The sequence below is a fragment of the Nonomuraea sp. KM88 genome, from assembly GCF_052245635.1.
Taxonomy (GTDB): Bacteria; Actinomycetota; Actinomycetes; order Streptosporangiales; family Streptosporangiaceae; genus Nonomuraea.
In genome coordinates this window covers 25,716-42,106 of the sequence record NZ_JBQQCC010000008.1, presented here as the reverse complement: position 1 = coordinate 42,106, position 16,391 = coordinate 25,716, and the positions used below count along the sequence as shown (strand labels likewise).

Below are 16,391 nucleotides of genomic sequence, written 5' to 3'. Positions count from 1 at the left end.
CCCGCGGGCGGTTCAGAGCCACAACCACAGGGCGAGCGCGGCGGCGGCGACGAGGACGATCGAGGTCCCGGCGAGGGCCTTGCCGAGCGTGGAGACCGGCGCCAGCCGGCCCAGGCCGGTGCGCCGGCCGTGGCGCGCCGTCCGGCCGTCGCCGCCGCCGTCCCGCGAGAGCATCCGGTCGAGGCCGGCCTTGACGGTGTCGGCGACGGGGGTCCCGGTCATGCTCAGCTCGCGCATCGTGCCGCCGGCCATGGTGTGGAGCAGGGCCGGGGCCGTTCCCGGCGCACCGAGCGTCATGATCGCGAGCAGGAACGTCCGGGGCGGGCTGTCCAGGTCCGCCAGGATCTCCTTGATGTCGGCCGATGTCAGATAGCGGCGATGGCCCACCCAGAGCACGTCCTGGTAGCGGAGCACGCTCTCCTCGGCCGCGCAGATGGAGCTGATCGCCTCGATGAGGTAGCGGTGGCGCGCCAGCGCGTACCTGACGGCCTCCATGCCCCGCGGATCGGTGGGCAGCGCGCGGCGGTCCGCCTCGGTGATCACTATCTCCAGCACCTTGCGGTTGCGGGACCGGACGGCGACGTGGCACAGCTCGTCCTCCGACATGACGGCGAGCACCTTGTGCAGGTGCTCGGAGCCCTGGAGGCAGGCGATGAGCAACCTGCCCGACGGAGCGCTCGCGGGCAGGAGCTTGCTCATCGCGGCGAGCAGCGCCGGGGAGAGTCCGTGCTCCAGTCGGTGCTGGCCGCCCAGATCGACCAGCATCTCCTCCACGTCCGCCGCGTGCATCGGCGCCGCGTACAGCAGCCGCAGCAGGATCTCGAAGAAGTCGCGGACGGCGGCCGAACCGCTCAGCCTCTCCGGCGGGCGGATCGGGTTCGCCCTGATGAACACCCGGTACGTCTTGCGGTCCTGGTCCGTCACCCGGTCGCGCGCCCGCTCCGCCAGCTGCACGTTGAGCGCGCCGAGCCGTTGCTCCTCGGCGTGCGCGATGCTCTCGCGGCACTGGTGCAGCAGCTGCTCCACCGAGGGCCTCGGCGGGCGTACGACGGACTGCCCTCCGTACGCCGCGACCCCCTCAGAGGCATGGCCGCGGAGCAGCCTGGACGCCGCCGCGCGGTCGGACACGTCGTCGAAGTCGCGCGGCTCCACCAGGGTTCCGAGCCACCCCACCAGGTCGCGGAGGTCGTCACCCTGATACCGCTCGAGCTCCTTCTCGTAGAGCAGCGCCTGGGGCGGGAACGACGCCGAGCGGTCATCCGCCTCCCAGGGCAGCTCCCACGCGCCGTGGGTGGGCGGCACCTCGGCGAAGGAGAGCCGGATCCGGTGCCGGGAGGCGCTGTTGGTCCAGGTCGAGACCGCCAGCGTGTGGCGGAACCCGTACGGGAGGAGCGCGGCCACGGCGTCGAGGAAGTCCAGCCGCCCTTCCGGCGGGAGGTGGCCGGCCCGCACCACGCAGACGGGCCGTCCGGTGAGCAGGAGCGCAGCCGCCCGCCGCGCCGTGCCGTTCACCTGGGCGGCGAGGTGCCGCTCGTCGTAGGCGGCGAGGGAGAGCCGGAAGGGCGCGTCGCCGGAGAAGTCCTCCCCGGCCAGCGCTTCGTACAGGGCGCGGTACGACGCCGCGCTCGGGCCCGCGATCACGTCCGCCCAGCGCACGCAGACGTAGTACGTCATCGCGTACGGGCGGTGGAAGCCGTCCTGGGAGTCGGGCTCCCTCTGCAGGGACAACCCCAGCCACGGCTCGCCGCCCGCGGCGAAGTAGCTGGTCGCCACGCGGGGCAGGGCCTTGGGCTCCATGGTGCCGGAGGTGAACGCCTTGAGCCACATGCCGAACTCCGCGTTGGAGATCGCCCCCGCGCTGCAGCGGATCACGCCGTAGTCGTCGAGGCTCTCCGGCGTCTTGCCGAGGATCGCCCAGTGGGCGGTCAGCCGTCCCATCGCCTGCTCCCGATCGCGCCGGGCCGGAGCATCCGGCCGAGCCAGAGCACGGGCTCCATGACGTTCATGGGGCGGATGGCGCCCCTGATCGTCAGCCCGCCGCCGGCGTTGTCGATGACGTTCAGGTAGTCGTCCGGGTCGAAGCGGCCGAGATCCTCGTCGATGAACAGCCCTACCGACGACGTCACGAAGTATCTGATGCGGTCCTTGTGGAAGAACGCCTCGATCAGGTCGAGGATCATCTCCGTGTTGTGGTCGTGGGCCTCGTGGCACAGCAGCCGGAAGAAGTCGCGGACGCGGTCAGGGGGCACGTGGGGGATGCGCAGTTCGTCGGTGGGGTCCCGCTCCGTGAACCCTCCCTCCATCGCGATCCGCAGCACCCGGGGGTCGTCGTACTTGGTGATGCAGACCGCGATGTGGTGGGGCAGCTTGCCGTCCTCGTACTCGTCGCCGACGAGCATCCGGCCGGCGACCTCGTGCAGCGCGGCGTCCAGGTGCTTGAACGCGTCGCCCACCCGGGCCTCACGGTCGGGGTCGAACATGTAGATCAGCCCGCGGCTCTTGACGAGGCTGTCGACCAGGGCCTTCTTGTCGATGTTCGACTCCGACTCGGCGAACAGGTCGCCTCGGAGGTCGAGGAAGTCGAGCTTGATCTTCGGCGCCCTCGCCGCGCGCGCCGTCCACGGCCACCACCATCGCCGGCGTGTCTCCGCCGGGCCGATGATCATCCAGCTGTAGTGGGTGAGGGCCTCGGTGGGGGCGGGGAACGTGCGCGCCTGCAGCAGCGTGTTGCGCAGTTTCGCCAGCTCTGTCCGCGACACCGCGTTCTCGCCGATGAGCCTCCAGCCGGCGTCACGGGACTTGTTCAGCGCGATGCTCAGCGCCGCCAGGAAGGCGGTCTTGCCGCTGCCCGAGGCTCCCCACATCGCGATGTCGGGCTCCCGGCCGCGCTCGGGGTCGTCAGGGACGGAGTCAGTGTCGGCCACCGCTGTCCTCACTCTGGGAGACGAAGGGAAGGGAGAGCACCCTCGCCGGCTCGGTCACCAGGCCGAGCCGGACCGCGAGCTCTTCCGCGTTGACCGCGTCCACCTGGAACAACGCGGTCGCGCCGAGCCGGTGCCAGGGCGACGTGGAGGTGGCCGGCGGGCTGTCGCAGATGACCGCGCTCCGGAGGCCGTGGCGCTGCTCCATCTCGCGCAGCAGCGCCAGCCAGTCGTGCCGCGCGGGACAGGCGGGCACCCGGTCGAGGCCGGACCGAGGAGGGTGCGGGGGCCGCGCCCCGATGGTGAGCAGCGCCGTGCGCGTGCCCTCCGTCTGCTGGATCAGCCGGGTGCGCACCTCCGCGAGCACGTCCTCGACCTGGGCGGCGTTCGGGTAGGTCGGCGCGGTGGGCCGCAGGAACTCGAGGGCGGCGCGGGCCTGCGCCGTGGACGCCGACCAGGCGGCGACGGCCGGCCTGCTGCGGTCTGCGCGCCTCGTGTCGTACACGTGGGTGCCGTACCCCATGACGGACACCTTGAGCTGCCGCAGGTCGGGGCAGCGGTCGGCGAGGAGGTCGATGACGTAGCCGGCCCAGTGGCAGCGGGCCTCGAACTCCTCCCTCGTGCCCGCCGTCTCGATGGCGCACACCAGGTGCGCGGGCCGGGGCGGGCGCTGGAGCCGCTCCGGCAGCGTGGCCACGATCTCCTCCCACGGGCGCGTGTCCGGCCGGAGCCCGGGGACCTCGGGGAAGCGGACCAGGCCGGGGCGTTCCAGCACCGCCCGCAGCGGGTGCCGCCCCGGCGGGAGCGGCGCGTGGTCGGCCGACACCAGCCCCGACGGCCGGAGCGGGCCCGACCAGGCGGAGACGGCGAGCACCATGCCGCCCGCGTCGGTGCACGTGACGGTCACGTGGGCCTCGTCGCCGGGCTGCGCGCCGGCGCCGAAGAGCCGCCGGCCCACGAGTTCGAGCCTGCCGTCCTCAGCGCGTTCCCTGGCCACGATCAGGTCGTACGTCTGGCGCAGGGGTGCCCCGGCGGTCAGCTCGCCGAGCAGTTCGCCGACCTTCACCCCCGGCGCCTCGATGAGCCGGGCCGAGGGGCGCCACCGCAGCAGCGCGCGCACCGCGGCCTCCTGCTCGTGCCCGCCGGCGGAGCGCGCGATCACCACGGGATCGGCCTCGTCGGCGGAGACGAGATCGCGGGCGACCCGGAGCACCGCGTCGAAGACCTCGTCGCCCGAGGCGGTCAGGGTGGACCACTTGGCGGAGGCTCTGCGCGTGTGGTGGGCCGTGCCGACCTCGTCGGCGCGGACCTCGAAGACACGTATGCCGGCGGCGTCGATCTCCACGACGGCCAGCCGTTCCCTGAATGAGACGATCAGATCGGCGAGCTCGCCACGCAACCCGCCCTCTGCGAAATGGTGCAAGAATCTCCCCGCCCGTTTCAAGACCCTGTTCGGCGACTAACCCTGTTCAGCACCAAGGGTGAAATATGTAGTTGATCATCGTTTGTCCGTTTTCTGATAGTTTGAGACGAGCTGGTGGATCAGGCTCCTGAGTGAGCCGACATTTATCCTCTTGTTATAAGTCATGATTGCCGGTTGTTTATGGTAGTCATGGGATTACTCACGGGATAGGTTGTGCGGCATCCTGTCCCTTTCCCCCGGGGTGGCGTGTGGTCGGTAGATGGTTGATCGTCCTGTCGGGTGCGCGTCCCGAAGTGCTGGACAGGTGCAGGGGAGAGCGCGCCAGATTCCACGGCATGGGTGGCGCCATCCTGACCACGGCCTGCGTCGCCGCCATCTCCATGACGTTCGCCCTCGCCTCGGCGCTCAAGGTGTTCACGCCGCTCGCCGTCCTCATCGGCCTCGTCTGGGGCGTGGCGATCCTGAGCCTCGACCGGTGGCTCGTCACGTCCCTCCCGGCCCAGGGCGGACGTCGCTTCTGGCTCGCCCTGCCCCGGGTGCTCCTCGCGCTGCTGCTCGGGGCCGTCATCTCCACGCCGCTGGTCCTGCAGATCTTCAAGCCTGAGATCGACGCCGAGATCGTCGACATCCAGCAGGAACGGACAGACGCGTTCACCCGCGCGCAGCAGGCGGGGGAGACCGGCCGGCGCATCGCCGAGCTGGAGAAGTCGGCCACGGCACTGGAAGCCGTGATCGTCTCACGCGGTGAGAGCCCGCTCGACCCCGCCGCCGACCCCCGCGTCCAGGAGCTGACCAAGTCGCGGGCCCAGGCCGTCAAGCAGCGTGACAAGGCCTACCAGGAATGGCAGTGCCAGCTGTACATCGGACCGCCCAAGTGCGCGAAGAAGGGCCGAGGTCCGCTCGCGAAGGCGGCGGAGGAGGCGTACATCACGGCCCGCGACCGGGCGAAGGACCTCGACGGGCAGATCGAGCAGCGCAGGCAGCAGCTCAGCGACACCCAGAAAGCGGGAAAGGCGAGCAGGCTGACCCAGGCGGAGCAGGACCTGCGCGCCGTGCAGGCCGAGCTGGACAAACTGACCGAGCAGCAGGCCGGGCTCCGGAACGGCTTCGCCCAGGAGATCACGGGGTCCGACGGCCTGATGTTGCGGCTGGAGGCGCTCAGCAGGGTCTCGCGGGACAACGCCACCCTCAGCACGGCGAGGCTCCTGCTGTTCCTGTTCATCCTGCTCATCGAGTGCCTGCCGATCCTCGTCAAGCTCATGCAGCGGCCTGGCAGCTACGACACGATCGTGGCGGCGCTGGAGAAGCAGGAGGTCAACGACGCCATCGACCAGATCAACGAGGCCGACAGGCGGCTCGCGCGCGGCGCCGGGCGGGACGGCCCGACCCGGCCGTACACCGCGGAGGATCCGCATACGGGCACCTCCCACGACACCTTCCGCGACGCCGGCACCTCCTACCCGCCGCCGCGGCAGGAGGACAACGTGACCAGGAGTTTCGAGGACGAGGCCCTGCGCGAGCTCCGCGACGACCGCGCCGCACGGACGGCCGCGACCGGCGGGCGGGCCGGGTACGCCGGGCTGAACGATGATTGGTAGGCGCGTCGCCGGCCGGTTCGTCATCGAGGCGCCCCTGGGCAGCGGCGGCATGGGATGGGTCTGGCGTGGGCGTGACAGCAAGCTCGACCGGGTGGTGGCGCTCAAGCAGGTGCGCGCCGACGTCGGGCGCCTGCCGGAGCTGAGGGCGCGGGCCGAACGCGAGGCGCAGGCGCTGGCCAGGATCGACCACCCCGGCATCGTCCGCGTTCACGACGTGCTCGACGCCCCCGACGGCCCGTGGATCGTGATGGACTACGTCCAGGGCACCGTGCTCGGCGAGCTCATCAAACGAGCGCCGCTGTCCGAGCCCGCCGTGGTGCGCATCGGCGCCCAGGCGCTCCACGCGCTCGCCGCCGCGCACGCGGTAGGGGTGCTCCACCGCGACGTTAAGCCGGACAACATCCTGATCACCGCCTCCAGCTCGGTCGTCCTGGTCGACTTCGGGATCGCCACCATCGAGGGCCACGAGCGCATCACCATGCTCGGCCACGTGGTCGGCACCCCCGACTTCATCGCCCCCGAGCGCATACGCGGCACGCCGGTGGGCCCGGCGGCCGACCTGTGGTCGCTCGGGGCCACCCTCTACACGGCCCTGGAAGGACGCCCGCCGTTCCACAAGCGCACCGAGGAGGCCACCAGGTTCGCGATCCTCACCTCGCCCCCGGACCCGATGACCAGGGCGGTCCGGCTCAAGCCGGCCCTCGACCGGTTGCTCGCCAAGAGCCCGGCCAACCGGATGACCGCCGGTGAGCTGGCGCGGCACCTGGAAGGGGCCGCCAGGGGCGATCCCGGCTCCGGGCCGCGGCGGCCGTCGCGCGCTTCCACGGCAACGCCGCCCCATCCTGCCCGATCTTCCCGGCCGCCCGGGGAGGACGGGGCCGTACGGGCGAACGGCGGCGTTCCCGGCGGCAGGGGCGTCTCCGCAGGCGGGGGAGCAGGCGCCGGGGCGGCGGCGCGACGCGTACGCCGGACGCTGGCGGACGCCGGCGAAGCGGAGCGGGGTTCGATGGTCCTCGCCCTGCCCCCCGACGAGGCGGCGGTGCTGCTCGCCGAGCGGTACACGTTGTTCACGACCGCCGCGGTCGAGGAGATGTGCCGCCAGGCGGCGAAGAGCGCGACGATCCTCCAGATGCTGCTTCCGTCCCGCGCGGGCTGGCTGCTCGACCAGGTGCGCGACCCGCGCCTGGTGGCCAGGGTGGTCCTCGCGATGAACGCCCACCACCGCGGGCTCGTGCTGGGCCAGATGCACGACCGGCATTCGGCGGCGGCCATCGAGGCGATGGCCGACATCGACACCCGGCAGAGCGGCCTCGCCGTCGCCGCGATGCAGAAGGACCCGGCGGCTCAGGCGCTGAGCCGCCTTCCGCCCGCCACGATCGCCGGGTTGCTGGCGCAGACCCCGCCGTCCTGCCGCGCCGGCCTGGTGCCCTTGTTGCCGTCGGGGATCCGCGAGGACGTGGCGCGCCGGCTCGCTGGTTGAGGCGGTCGAGGAGCCGCCCGGCCGGAGGCGGGGGGCTGTTCGGCGAGGCGAGGTTGGGCCGGACGCGAGAGCCGGCCCGGCCGGGGTGGGGGCTGCCCGGCCGGGGATGACGGTGCTTCGGCTGGGGTGAGGGTGTGACCGGAGGCCGAGGCCATGGTGGGCAGCGGCCTCCGGCCGGCGGGCTCAGCCGAGCAGGTGGTTCGTCGCGGAGGCGGTGTCAGGCGGGGCCAGGTCCTCCAGGATCGCGTCGATGGGCGCGACGGCGACGTCCTCGCTGGGGCGGGAGAGGAAGACGTTGACGTGATACTCGCCGTCCGCTTCCTTGCCCGTGGGGTCGAGGCCCTGCTCGGCCAGCGACCGCAGGGCGAACTCCCGCTCCAGGTCGTCGGCGAAGCGCCGCTGCGGGAAGGTGGCGTTGTCCAGTTGCTCCGTGATCAGCCCGTGACGGGCGAGCGTGTCGGCCACGGGGGTGAAGTCGACCGTCCGCAGGCAGAGAGCGGCGAACCAGGGGCGGCGGTCGGGGGACGTGCAGTCGAGCAGGCGGTCGATCGACCGGTCGGTGATGTAGCCGATGCCGCCGGTGACCGTGATGAGGTCCGCCTCGCCGACGATTTGCGCCAGCTCGGGCGATGGGTCGTTCTGCTCCAGGTTGTCGGACGCCCCCGCGTCCAGCAGGCCCACGTGTACGGCGTAGTCGACGGCTGAGGAGGCGGTGTCCAGCCCGATCACCCGTGGAGCCGCCTCCCGTCGGCGGCTCCGGTAGAAGCTGCGGTCTTCGTCGGCGAGCGCTTCTGGGGCGAGGTGGGCCACCTGGTCGGCGGCGTAGTGGTCGTAGAGGTGGTCGAGCGTGAGGTCGCATTTCATCAGCGCCGCGTTCACGCCGTACGAGCAGCACAGGTCCACGACGGTCGGGGAGTCCACGTCGAGCGCGTCGAGCACCTTGCGGAAGACGCGCTGCCCGTGGTGGGGGACGGCGTAGTCCAGGCTGCCGAGGCGGTCGTAGTACGCCCGGGGGTCTGGACGATCGTAGATGTCGTTGAAGTCGGCCTTTTCTAGCTTCCGGTCAGTGATCTGATCGTCGGCTCGCACACTCTGCCTCTCTGGGTGGCTGTGTCACTACAGGGACAAACGACCCGTTTAACGTATCACGTGTGATAAATCATGATTTAGTGGGATTTCCGTAGAGCGGAAGTCGGGAGGGGTGCACGCTCCCCCGTCCAGGCGGCGGGAAGCCCGACGTGGTCGCGGAGCCGGGACGTGGGTGGTGGTGGCCGGCGTGGTCGCGAGGCCTACGTGGTGGTGGAGCCGGGGCGGTCCAGGCCGGCGGCGAGTTCGGCGATGGCGGCGTCGCACTGCTGACCCAGCAGGGCCGTGGCGGACGCGTGGTCCAGGCCCGCGGCCTGGTCGAGCCACCGGTCCAGGACGACGTGGAGCGCCGCAAGCACGGCGGCCGCGCACACGGCCGGATAGTAGCCGTCGCGGCCCGGGGGTTCGACGCGTTCGGCGATGGCCTCGGCGAAGGTCTCCTCTTGGGCGGCGAGCACGGCCAGTTGCTGCGGCATCAGTGACGGTTCGCGCCGGATGAGCCGCAGCGCTTCGATGTGGTCGTGGCTGACGGCGTCGCTCTCGTTGAGGACGATGAGCACCGCCTCGCGGAACGCCCGCAACACCGACTCCGTGCGCGGCCGGGCCCTGAACTGGGTGATGAGCTGCTCCGCGGCGGCCGACACGGGCGCCACCATGGCCTCTTCCTTGCTGGAGAAGTAGTTGAAGAAGGTCCGCAGCGCGATGTCGGCCTCGTCGGCGATCTGCTCGACCGTGACGTTGTCGACGCCGTGGCGCAGGGCCAGGCGCAGGGCGGCGTCGCGGAGCGCGGTCCTGGTGGCCTGCTTCTTGCGTTCGCGGCGGCCGGGGGCCGGCGCCGCGCCGGTGCGCGCGCTCACGTCATCACGGCGCGCTTGACGCTCTCGCGCAACAGGGCGCGACGCTGCTCGTGCGCGTCGGGGGGTTCGTCGGCGGTCGCGGCGTAGACGTTGCTGACCGGCGACCAGGCCATGGACATCGCGATGACCAGGGCCATCACGTCGAACGGGTCGCCGGGTCGCACGGCCCCCGCGGCCTGAGCCTCGGCGATGGCGCTCAGCTTGCGCTCGTCGAGGCGGTCGGTGTCGTCGACGAGGTGGCCGGCGGGGCGCCGCTCCAGGCGCGCCCAGGTGGCCAGCCGGATGAGGTCGGGGCGGCGGAGATATTCGTCGTAGAGGCGCACGGCCCAGTCGGCGAGGTCGGTGGCGTCGATCGGGACGACGTTGGTGATCCGCTCGAGGGAACCGTAGAAGATGGCGTCGAACAATCCTTCCTTGCTGCCGAAATAGGCGTAGAGCTGCGCCTTGTTGGTGCGAGCTGCCGCGACGATCCGCTCGATGCGCGCCCCGGCGATGCCGTGCTCGGCGAACTCCCTGGTCGCCGCGTCGAGGATGCGGCCGCGGGTCGCGGCGCCGCGCGAGGTCAGGGGCGGGTCGGCCATGGCGCGAGCTTACCAAACAGAACAGTCGGTTTGCTCTGCGGGCATACCCTGTGCCATCGTGAAATAAACCGAACAGTCTGTTTATAGGAGTCCAGATGAGAACCACACTGGGATGGCGCGCGGACGGCCCCGTGACGACGCTGCGGCGGGCGTCCCTGGAACGGCGCGACCTGCGCCCCGACGACATCGCGGTACGCGTGGACCACTGCGGCGTCTGCCACACCGACCTGCACGCCGTCCGCGCCCCCCGCGAGCCGGGCGCGTCCGTCGTGCCCGGCCACGAGTTCACGGGAGTCGTGACCGAGACCGGGCCCGAGGCCACCCGGTTCGCGCCCGGCGACCCCGTCGCGGTCGGCAACATCGTCGACGCGTGCGGGGAGTGCGCCATGTGCCGCGCCGGCCAGGAGAACTTCTGCCACGCGTTCCCGACCCTGACCTACGGCGGCACCGACCGCCACGACGGATCGACCACCCTGGGGGCCTACTCCCGCGAGTACGTCGTCCGCGACCGCTTCGCCTACCGGCTCCCCGCCGGCCTCGACCCCGCCGCCGCGGCTCCGCTGCTCTGCGCCGGGGTCACCGTCTGGGAGCCGCTGAGCGCGCTCGGCGTGGGGCCGGGCACCCGCGTCGCCGTGGTGGGGCTGGGCGGCCTCGGCCACCTCGCGGTCAAGCTCGCCGTGGCGCTCGGCGCCGAGACCACGGTCGTCAGCCGGTCGGCGGGCAAGGCCGGCGACGCCCGCCGGCTCGGCGCCCACGACGTCGTCGTCCTCACGGACCAGGACCGGATGGCCGCGGCGCGGGACCGGTTCGACGTCGTCATCGACACCGTCCCCGCCCCGCACGACCTCGGCCCCTACCTGCGGCTCGTGGCCATGGACGGGACCCTCAGCCTCGTCGGGCACCTCGGGGAGGTCACCCTGCAGGCCATGGACCTGCTCGTCGGGCGTAAGAAGCTCAGCTCCGCGGGCAGCGGCGGCCGGCTCGGGACCGCCGCCCTGCTGGACTTCTGCGCCCAGCACGGCGTCGCCGCCGACGTGGAGGTGCTCCCGTCGGCGCGCGTGAACGAGGCACTCGACCGTCTCGAACGCAACGACGTGCGCTACCGCTTCGTCCTCGACCTGTCCGACCTGTCCTGAACGCCGGGGCGATCACACGGCGGGAACCTCCGCGTAGTGGCAGGCGGCCGGGTGGCCGTGGCCGCGGTCGACCAGCTCGGGCGCCTGCTCGACGCAGGCCCTCTGCTCGTCCGTCGTGAGCTGCGCGAACTTCGGGCAGCGCGTACGGAACCGGCACCCGCTCGGCGGGCTGACCGGGTTCGGCATGTCCCCTTCGAGGACGATCCGCTCGCGCGCCCTGATCCGTTCACGCCGCGGGTCGGGCACCGGGATGGCCGAGATCAGCGCCCGGGTGTACGGGTGGGCGGGCCGGTCGAACAGCTCGTCCCTGTCGCCGATCTCGACGATGCGGCCCAGGTACATCACCGCGACCCGGTGGGCGATGTGCCGCACCACGGACAGGTCGTGGGCGACGAAGAGGAAGGCGAGGCCCAGCTGCTGCTGGAGGTCCTCCAGCAGGTTGACCACGCCCGCCTGGATCGACACGTCGAGCGCCGACACGGGTTCGTCGAGGACGATCAGCTCGGGCCGCATCGCCAGCGCGCGGGCGATGCCGACGCGCTGCCGCTGGCCGCCGGAGAACTCGTGCGGGTACCGGTTGCCGTGTTCGGGGTTGAGCCCGACGTTGCCGAGCAGCTCCCGCACCCGGTCGGGCCCGTCCTGACGGTAGGTGCCGTGGATGCGCAGCGGCTCCGCGATCGCGTCGTTGACCGTCATGCGGGGGTCGAGGGACGCGTACGGGTCCTGGAACACGATCTGCATGCGCCGGCGCAGGCGGCGCATGCCGGCGGCCGTGACGGCGCCGAGGTCCTGGCCGTCGAGCAGCACCTGGCCGGAGGTCGGCGGCTGCAGGTTGAGCACGGCCCGCCCGGTGGTGGACTTGCCGCAGCCCGACTCCCCGACCAGGCCGAGGGTTTCGCCGCGGTGCAGGTCGAACGACACCCCGCACACGGCGTGCACGTTGCCGGTCGTCCGCCGCAGGAGGCCCTTGCCGCGCACCGGATAGTGTTTGACCAGGTCGCGCACGGACAACAGCGGCTGCCCGGTCATGACGCACCTCCAGCGGCATCGTCGGCTGACGTCACGGTGAAGACGTCCTCGGGCCGCCGCCCTTCCAGGTCGGCGGAGAAGTGGCAGGCGGCCAGGTGGTCAGGGCCGGAGGAGGCGGCCAGCTCCGGCTCGGCGGTCTCGCAGGTGTCCTGGCGCATCGGGCAGCGCGGCGCGAACGGGCATCCCGGCGGCAGGTCGAGCAGCGACGGAGGCGATCCCGCGATCGGCGTCAACCGCTCGCCCCCGCGGGCGCCGTCGAGCCGGGGAAGGCTGCCGATCAGACCGAGCGTGTACGGCATCCGCGGCGTGTAGTAGATGTCGTCGACGCCGCCCAGCTCGACCGGGCGGCCGGCGTACATGACGAGCACCCGGTCGGCGGCCCCGGCGACGACGCCGAGGTCGTGGGTGATCAGCACCATGGCGGCGTCGGTCGCGGCCCGCGCGGTCTCCAGAGCCCTGAGCACCTGGGCCTGCACGGTGACGTCGAGCGCGGTGGTCGGCTCGTCGGCGATGATGACGTCGGGGGAGTTGGCCATGGCGGTGGCGATGACGACGCGCTGGCGCATGCCGCCGGAGAACTGGTGCGGATAGTCGCGGGCGCGTTCGCGGGGCCGCGGGATCTGCATCATCGCAAGGAGTTCGACGGCGCGTTCGCGGGCCTGCGCGGCGGTGACGTCGTTGTGCGCCCTGACCGCCTCGGCGATCTGGTCGCCCACCGCGTAGACCGGGTTGAGCGAGGTCATCGGATCCTGGAAGACCATCGCGATCCGGCCGCCGCGCAGGGCCCGCATGCGCCTGTCCGGCGCGCCGATCAGTTCCTGGCCGCGGAACCGGACCGAGCCGCCGATCCGCGCCGAGGCCGGCAGCAGGCCCATCACCGCCATCGAGGTGACCGACTTGCCCGAGCCGGACTCGCCGACGATGCCGAGCACCTCGCCGCGCCGCAGCTCGTAGCTGACCCCGCGGACGGCGCGGACCAGGCCGTCCTCGGTGGGGAACGACACGGTGAGGCCCTCGACCTCGAGCACCGCCTCACGTTCGCTCATGCGCGCACCTTCCGCTGGGTCGGGTCGAAGGCGTCGCGCAGCCCGTCGCCGATGAAGTTGATGGACAGGGCGATCACCACGATGAACGCGCCGGGGAAGTAGAACAGCCAGGGCCGGGTGCTGACCGCGGTGTCGGCCTCGCTGACGAGGAGGCCGAGGGAGGTGTCGGGAGGCTGCACGCCCAGGCCGAGGAACGACAGCGCCGTCTCCACGAGGATGGCGGCGGCCACGAGGATGGTGACGTTGACGATGATGGGCCCGAGCGCGTTGGGGATCAGGTGCCGGAAGATGATCCAGCGGTCGGTGGCGCCGAGCGCGCGGCTCGCCTCGACGTACTCCTTCTCCCGCAGCGACAGCACCACGCCGCGCACCACGCGGGAGACGTACGCCCACTGGAGGGCGGCGATGACGAGCGCGACGAACCACCAGGAGCCGGAGGTGGCGCGGGTCAGCACGGCGGCGACCGCCAGCAGCGGCAGCGTGAGGACGAGGTCGGCGATCCGCATCATCACGCTGTCGGTGATGCCGCGGTAGTAGCCGGAGAACGCCCCCCACAGGGTGCCCACCAGCCCGGCCAGGAACGCGATGAGCAGGGCGATCTCGATCGAGCGTTGGGTGCCGCGCAGCACCTGGGCGAACGTGTCGTGGCCGAGGTTGTCGGTGCCGAACGGGTGGTCGAGCGAGGGCGGTACGGACACCGCCGAGGTGATGTCGGCGTAGTCGTAGCGCCAGAGCGCGCCGCCGACGAAGGCCAGCAGGACGACGGCGGTGAACAGCGCCAGGCTGATCACGGCGGCCTTGTGCCGCAGGAAGCGGCGGAGCACCAGCTCGCCCTGGCTGCGCTGGCGCACCGCGCCGGCCGCCTGCGCGCTCGATGGGGGGCGGGGTGCCGCCTCGATGTGGTCACTCATGGCGAATCCGGGGGTCGAGGAGGGCGTACAGCAGGTCGGCGATCAGGTTGAAGACGATGACCGCGACCGCCACCACCAGCAGCCAGGCGAGCACCGCGTAGGCGTCGCGCTGGTTGACGGAGGTGACGAGGAACTCGCCGAGCCCGCGCCACTGGAAGACCGTCTCGGTGATCACGGCCCCGGAGATCAGCGTCGCGAAGTCGAGCGCGGTGACGGTGGTCATGGGGATGAGCGCCGTGCGCAGGGCGTGGCGTACGACGACGCGCCGCCTGGACAGCCCTTTGGCGCGGGCGAACAGGACGTAGTCGCTGTTGAGCACGTCGAGCATGGACGCCCGCTGGAACCGGCTCCACGCGCCGAAGGACAGCAGCGCCAGCGAGATCGTCGGCAGCACCATGTGGCCGGCGGCGTCGGCCAGCTGGGCCCAGGCGCCGCCCTCGACGATGACGGATCTCTCCCCGATCGTGTACACGACCTGGTCGCCGATGAGGTTGTTGAGGGAGATGCCGCCCTGCTTGAGCAGCACGGCGAACCAGAACGACGGCATCGACAGGAACAGGAACGCGGCGAACGTGAACCCGTAGTCGATGCCCGAATACTGCTTGACCGCGCTGATCACGCCCACCACGACGGCGAGCACGAGGGCGAGGAGCACCGCGACGGCTATCAGCCGCAGGGTGACCCCGAACCTGGCGGCGATCTCGTGGCCGATGTCCACGTTGGTGCGCACGGAGGGGCCGAAGTCGCCCTGCACGACGCCGGTGATCCAGGTCCAGTACCGCTGCAGCGGCGGCTCGTCCAGGTGCAGGCGCTGCTCCTCGACCGCGATCACCTGCGGCGACGGCGGCGGGTTGCGGCCCTTGAGGCCCGCGAGCGGGTCGCCCGCCATGGTCACGAGCAGGAAGACGGTGAAGGTCGACGCCACGATCACCGGGACGGCGATGAGGAGCCGGCGGAGTGTGTACGTGAGCACGGGTCGCTACCAGATCTCTCGCACGGCGTCGAAGACCTTGGGCGCGCTGCGGTCGATCGCGGGATAGGTGGTCTGGTCGTTGCTCAGCAGGATGACGGAGATGTCCTGGTCCGGGAACAGGGCGTTCATGGTACGGAACCCGCCCATGCCGCCGTTGTGCCAGACGTACGGCTTGCCGTCGTGTTTCTGGACGACCCAGCCGCACGCGTAGTTGTCGAGCTCCGGGGTGAACATCATCCGCAGCGTCTCCCGGCGGAACAGGCCGGGCCGCGACAGCGCCGCGTTCCACACGGCGAGGTCGCGCGCGCTGCCGGTCAGCCCGCCGGCGCCCGCCATCCACGGCAGGCTCCACTGGTACGCGCGGTGCACCCCGTCGGTCTCGGCGTAGTAGCCGAGGGCGACGTCCCGGCTGCCGCGCGCCGGATATCCCTGGGTCGTGTCGCGCATCCGCAGAGGGCCGAAGAAGTGGCGGTGCAGGAAACGGCCGAGGGGCATCCCGGCCACCTTCTGCACCACCAGCGCGAGGAGCAGGAAGTTGCTGTTGCTGTAGGCGTACTTCGATCCGGGCTCGAACTGGAGCGGCAGCGACTCCAGTTTCGTGACGACGGCCGAGTGGTCGGTCTCCCCGGAGGCGACGAAGGCGTCGTACGCCGACTGGAACAGCGGAAATTGGTTGTAGTCGGGAATGCCGGTCACCTGGTGCATCAGCTGGAGCAAGGTGACGTCGGCGGCCCGCCGGTAACCGGGGAGAAACGTGCCGAGCCGGTCGTGGACCGACAACCTGCGCCGCTCGTGGAGCAGCAGGACCGCGGCCGCCGTGAAACCCTTGCTGATGGAGCCGAGGTTGTAGACGGTGTCGAAGGTGGCCCGGCGCCGGCCCCGCCGCAGGTCGAGCACCTCGTCGAGCTGCTCGACCCGGAAGAAGTCCTCGCCGGTGAAGCGGTCGGGCAGGCCGCGGTCGCGCAGGCCGTAACCCTTCGCGAACACCGTACGGCCCTTCTTGCTCACGGCCACGGTGATGCCGGCGCCCTCCGGCTCGATGGCGGCGACGATCTCGTCGATGCGACGGTGCCAGTCCGGGCGATGCCGGCCGGACGAGGCGGCCCGCGCACCCGGGACGGCGCCGGCGCTCATCACCGCCCCGCCCGCACCGGCGAGAGACGCCTTCAACAGCGTCCGCCTCGTGGCTGTGCTCTCCATGCTCGACCTCCGTGTCGTCGTACCGCACACGCCTAGGAGCCCAGTGCAGTCCACCGGCCGGGCAGGCTCTTCGTGGAGAGGGACGTAAAGTGGCCGCCGACTTCGTGCGATCGGATGAACTCCTGCGTGGTCCCGGCGTCGCAGGATGCT

Annotated in this window: 12 protein-coding genes and 1 pseudogene; 3 read left to right on the top strand and 10 right to left on the bottom strand. The window is 71.6% G+C overall.

Annotated elements, in window-relative coordinates:
• Positions 1–12 precede the first annotated feature (12 nt).
• Genes ACTWPV_RS23815 through ACTWPV_RS23805 form a run of 3 tightly spaced genes read right to left on the bottom strand, consistent with a single transcriptional unit; the run spans position 13 to position 4,344 of the window.
• Positions 13–1,938 carry a hypothetical protein gene (locus ACTWPV_RS23815; RefSeq protein WP_443153462.1) on the bottom strand — a complete coding sequence of 642 codons (1,926 nt, stop codon included), beginning with the start codon at positions 1,936–1,938 and terminating at the stop codon, positions 13–15.
• Positions 1,926–2,924 (bottom strand): hypothetical protein, encoded by a 999-nt coding sequence (locus ACTWPV_RS23810; protein ID WP_347647733.1) that lies wholly within the window; start codon positions 2,922–2,924, stop codon positions 1,926–1,928. The genes ACTWPV_RS23815 and ACTWPV_RS23810 overlap by 13 nt, the downstream gene beginning before the upstream one ends.
• Entirely contained in the window at positions 2,911–4,344 is a 1,434-nt protein-coding gene (locus ACTWPV_RS23805; RefSeq protein ID WP_347647732.1) for a hypothetical protein, read from the bottom strand. Before ACTWPV_RS23805 ends, ACTWPV_RS23810 begins: the two co-directional genes overlap by 14 nt.
• Before the next feature lie 248 nt (positions 4,345–4,592).
• Between ACTWPV_RS23805 and ACTWPV_RS23800 the strand changes: the two genes are divergently transcribed.
• The gene (locus ACTWPV_RS23800; protein WP_443153461.1) at positions 4,593–5,942 is read left to right on the top strand and encodes a DUF4407 domain-containing protein; all 1,350 of its coding nucleotides are present in this window, start codon (positions 4,593–4,595) and stop codon (positions 5,940–5,942) included.
• Positions 5,932–7,422 carry a serine/threonine-protein kinase gene (locus tag ACTWPV_RS23795; RefSeq protein WP_347647730.1) on the top strand — a complete coding sequence of 497 codons (1,491 nt, stop codon included), beginning with the start codon at positions 5,932–5,934 and terminating at the stop codon, positions 7,420–7,422. Before ACTWPV_RS23800 ends, ACTWPV_RS23795 begins: the two co-directional genes overlap by 11 nt.
• A gap of 183 nt (positions 7,423–7,605) precedes the next feature.
• On the opposite strand, the gene ACTWPV_RS23790 is transcribed toward ACTWPV_RS23795, so the two are convergent.
• The 3 genes from ACTWPV_RS23790 to ACTWPV_RS23780 all read right to left on the bottom strand — a co-directional run bounded on the left by ACTWPV_RS23790 (position 7,606) and on the right by ACTWPV_RS23780 (position 9,946).
• The gene (locus tag ACTWPV_RS23790) at positions 7,606–8,511 is read right to left on the bottom strand and encodes a class I SAM-dependent methyltransferase (RefSeq protein ID WP_443153460.1); all 906 of its coding nucleotides are present in this window, start codon (positions 8,509–8,511) and stop codon (positions 7,606–7,608) included.
• A gap of 200 nt (positions 8,512–8,711) precedes the next feature.
• Entirely contained in the window at positions 8,712–9,365 is a 654-nt protein-coding gene (locus tag ACTWPV_RS23785; protein ID WP_347647728.1) for a TetR/AcrR family transcriptional regulator, read from the bottom strand.
• Positions 9,362–9,946 carry a TetR family transcriptional regulator gene (locus ACTWPV_RS23780; protein ID WP_347647727.1) on the bottom strand — a complete coding sequence of 195 codons (585 nt, stop codon included), beginning with the start codon at positions 9,944–9,946 and terminating at the stop codon, positions 9,362–9,364. The genes ACTWPV_RS23785 and ACTWPV_RS23780 overlap by 4 nt, the downstream gene beginning before the upstream one ends.
• Positions 9,947–10,041: 95 nt before the next feature.
• On the opposite strand from ACTWPV_RS23780, the gene ACTWPV_RS23775 reads away from it, so the two are divergent.
• A complete protein-coding gene (locus ACTWPV_RS23775) occupies positions 10,042–11,082 on the top strand; it encodes an NAD(P)-dependent alcohol dehydrogenase (protein WP_347647726.1) in 1,041 nt (346 codons plus the stop codon).
• 12 nt (positions 11,083–11,094) lie between these two features.
• Here the strand turns inward: ACTWPV_RS23775 and ACTWPV_RS23770 are convergent.
• The 4 genes and pseudogenes from ACTWPV_RS23770 to ACTWPV_RS23755 form a co-directional block, all read right to left on the bottom strand.
• Positions 11,095–13,157 (bottom strand): annotated as a pseudogene (locus tag ACTWPV_RS23770) (ABC transporter ATP-binding protein).
• Complete coding sequence (locus tag ACTWPV_RS23765; RefSeq protein WP_443153459.1) at positions 13,154–14,068, bottom strand: ABC transporter permease; 915 nt, start codon at positions 14,066–14,068, stop codon at positions 13,154–13,156. Before ACTWPV_RS23765 ends, ACTWPV_RS23770 begins: the two are co-directional and overlap by 4 nt.
• Entirely contained in the window at positions 14,061–15,041 is a 981-nt protein-coding gene (locus tag ACTWPV_RS23760; RefSeq protein WP_347647724.1) for an ABC transporter permease, read from the bottom strand. The genes ACTWPV_RS23765 and ACTWPV_RS23760 overlap by 8 nt, the downstream gene beginning before the upstream one ends.
• A gap of 6 nt (positions 15,042–15,047) precedes the next feature.
• Positions 15,048–16,241: a serine hydrolase domain-containing protein gene (locus ACTWPV_RS23755; protein ID WP_443153458.1), complete on the bottom strand. Its 1,194-nt coding sequence runs from the start codon at positions 16,239–16,241 to the stop codon at positions 15,048–15,050.
• Positions 16,242–16,391: the final 150 nt, after the last annotated feature.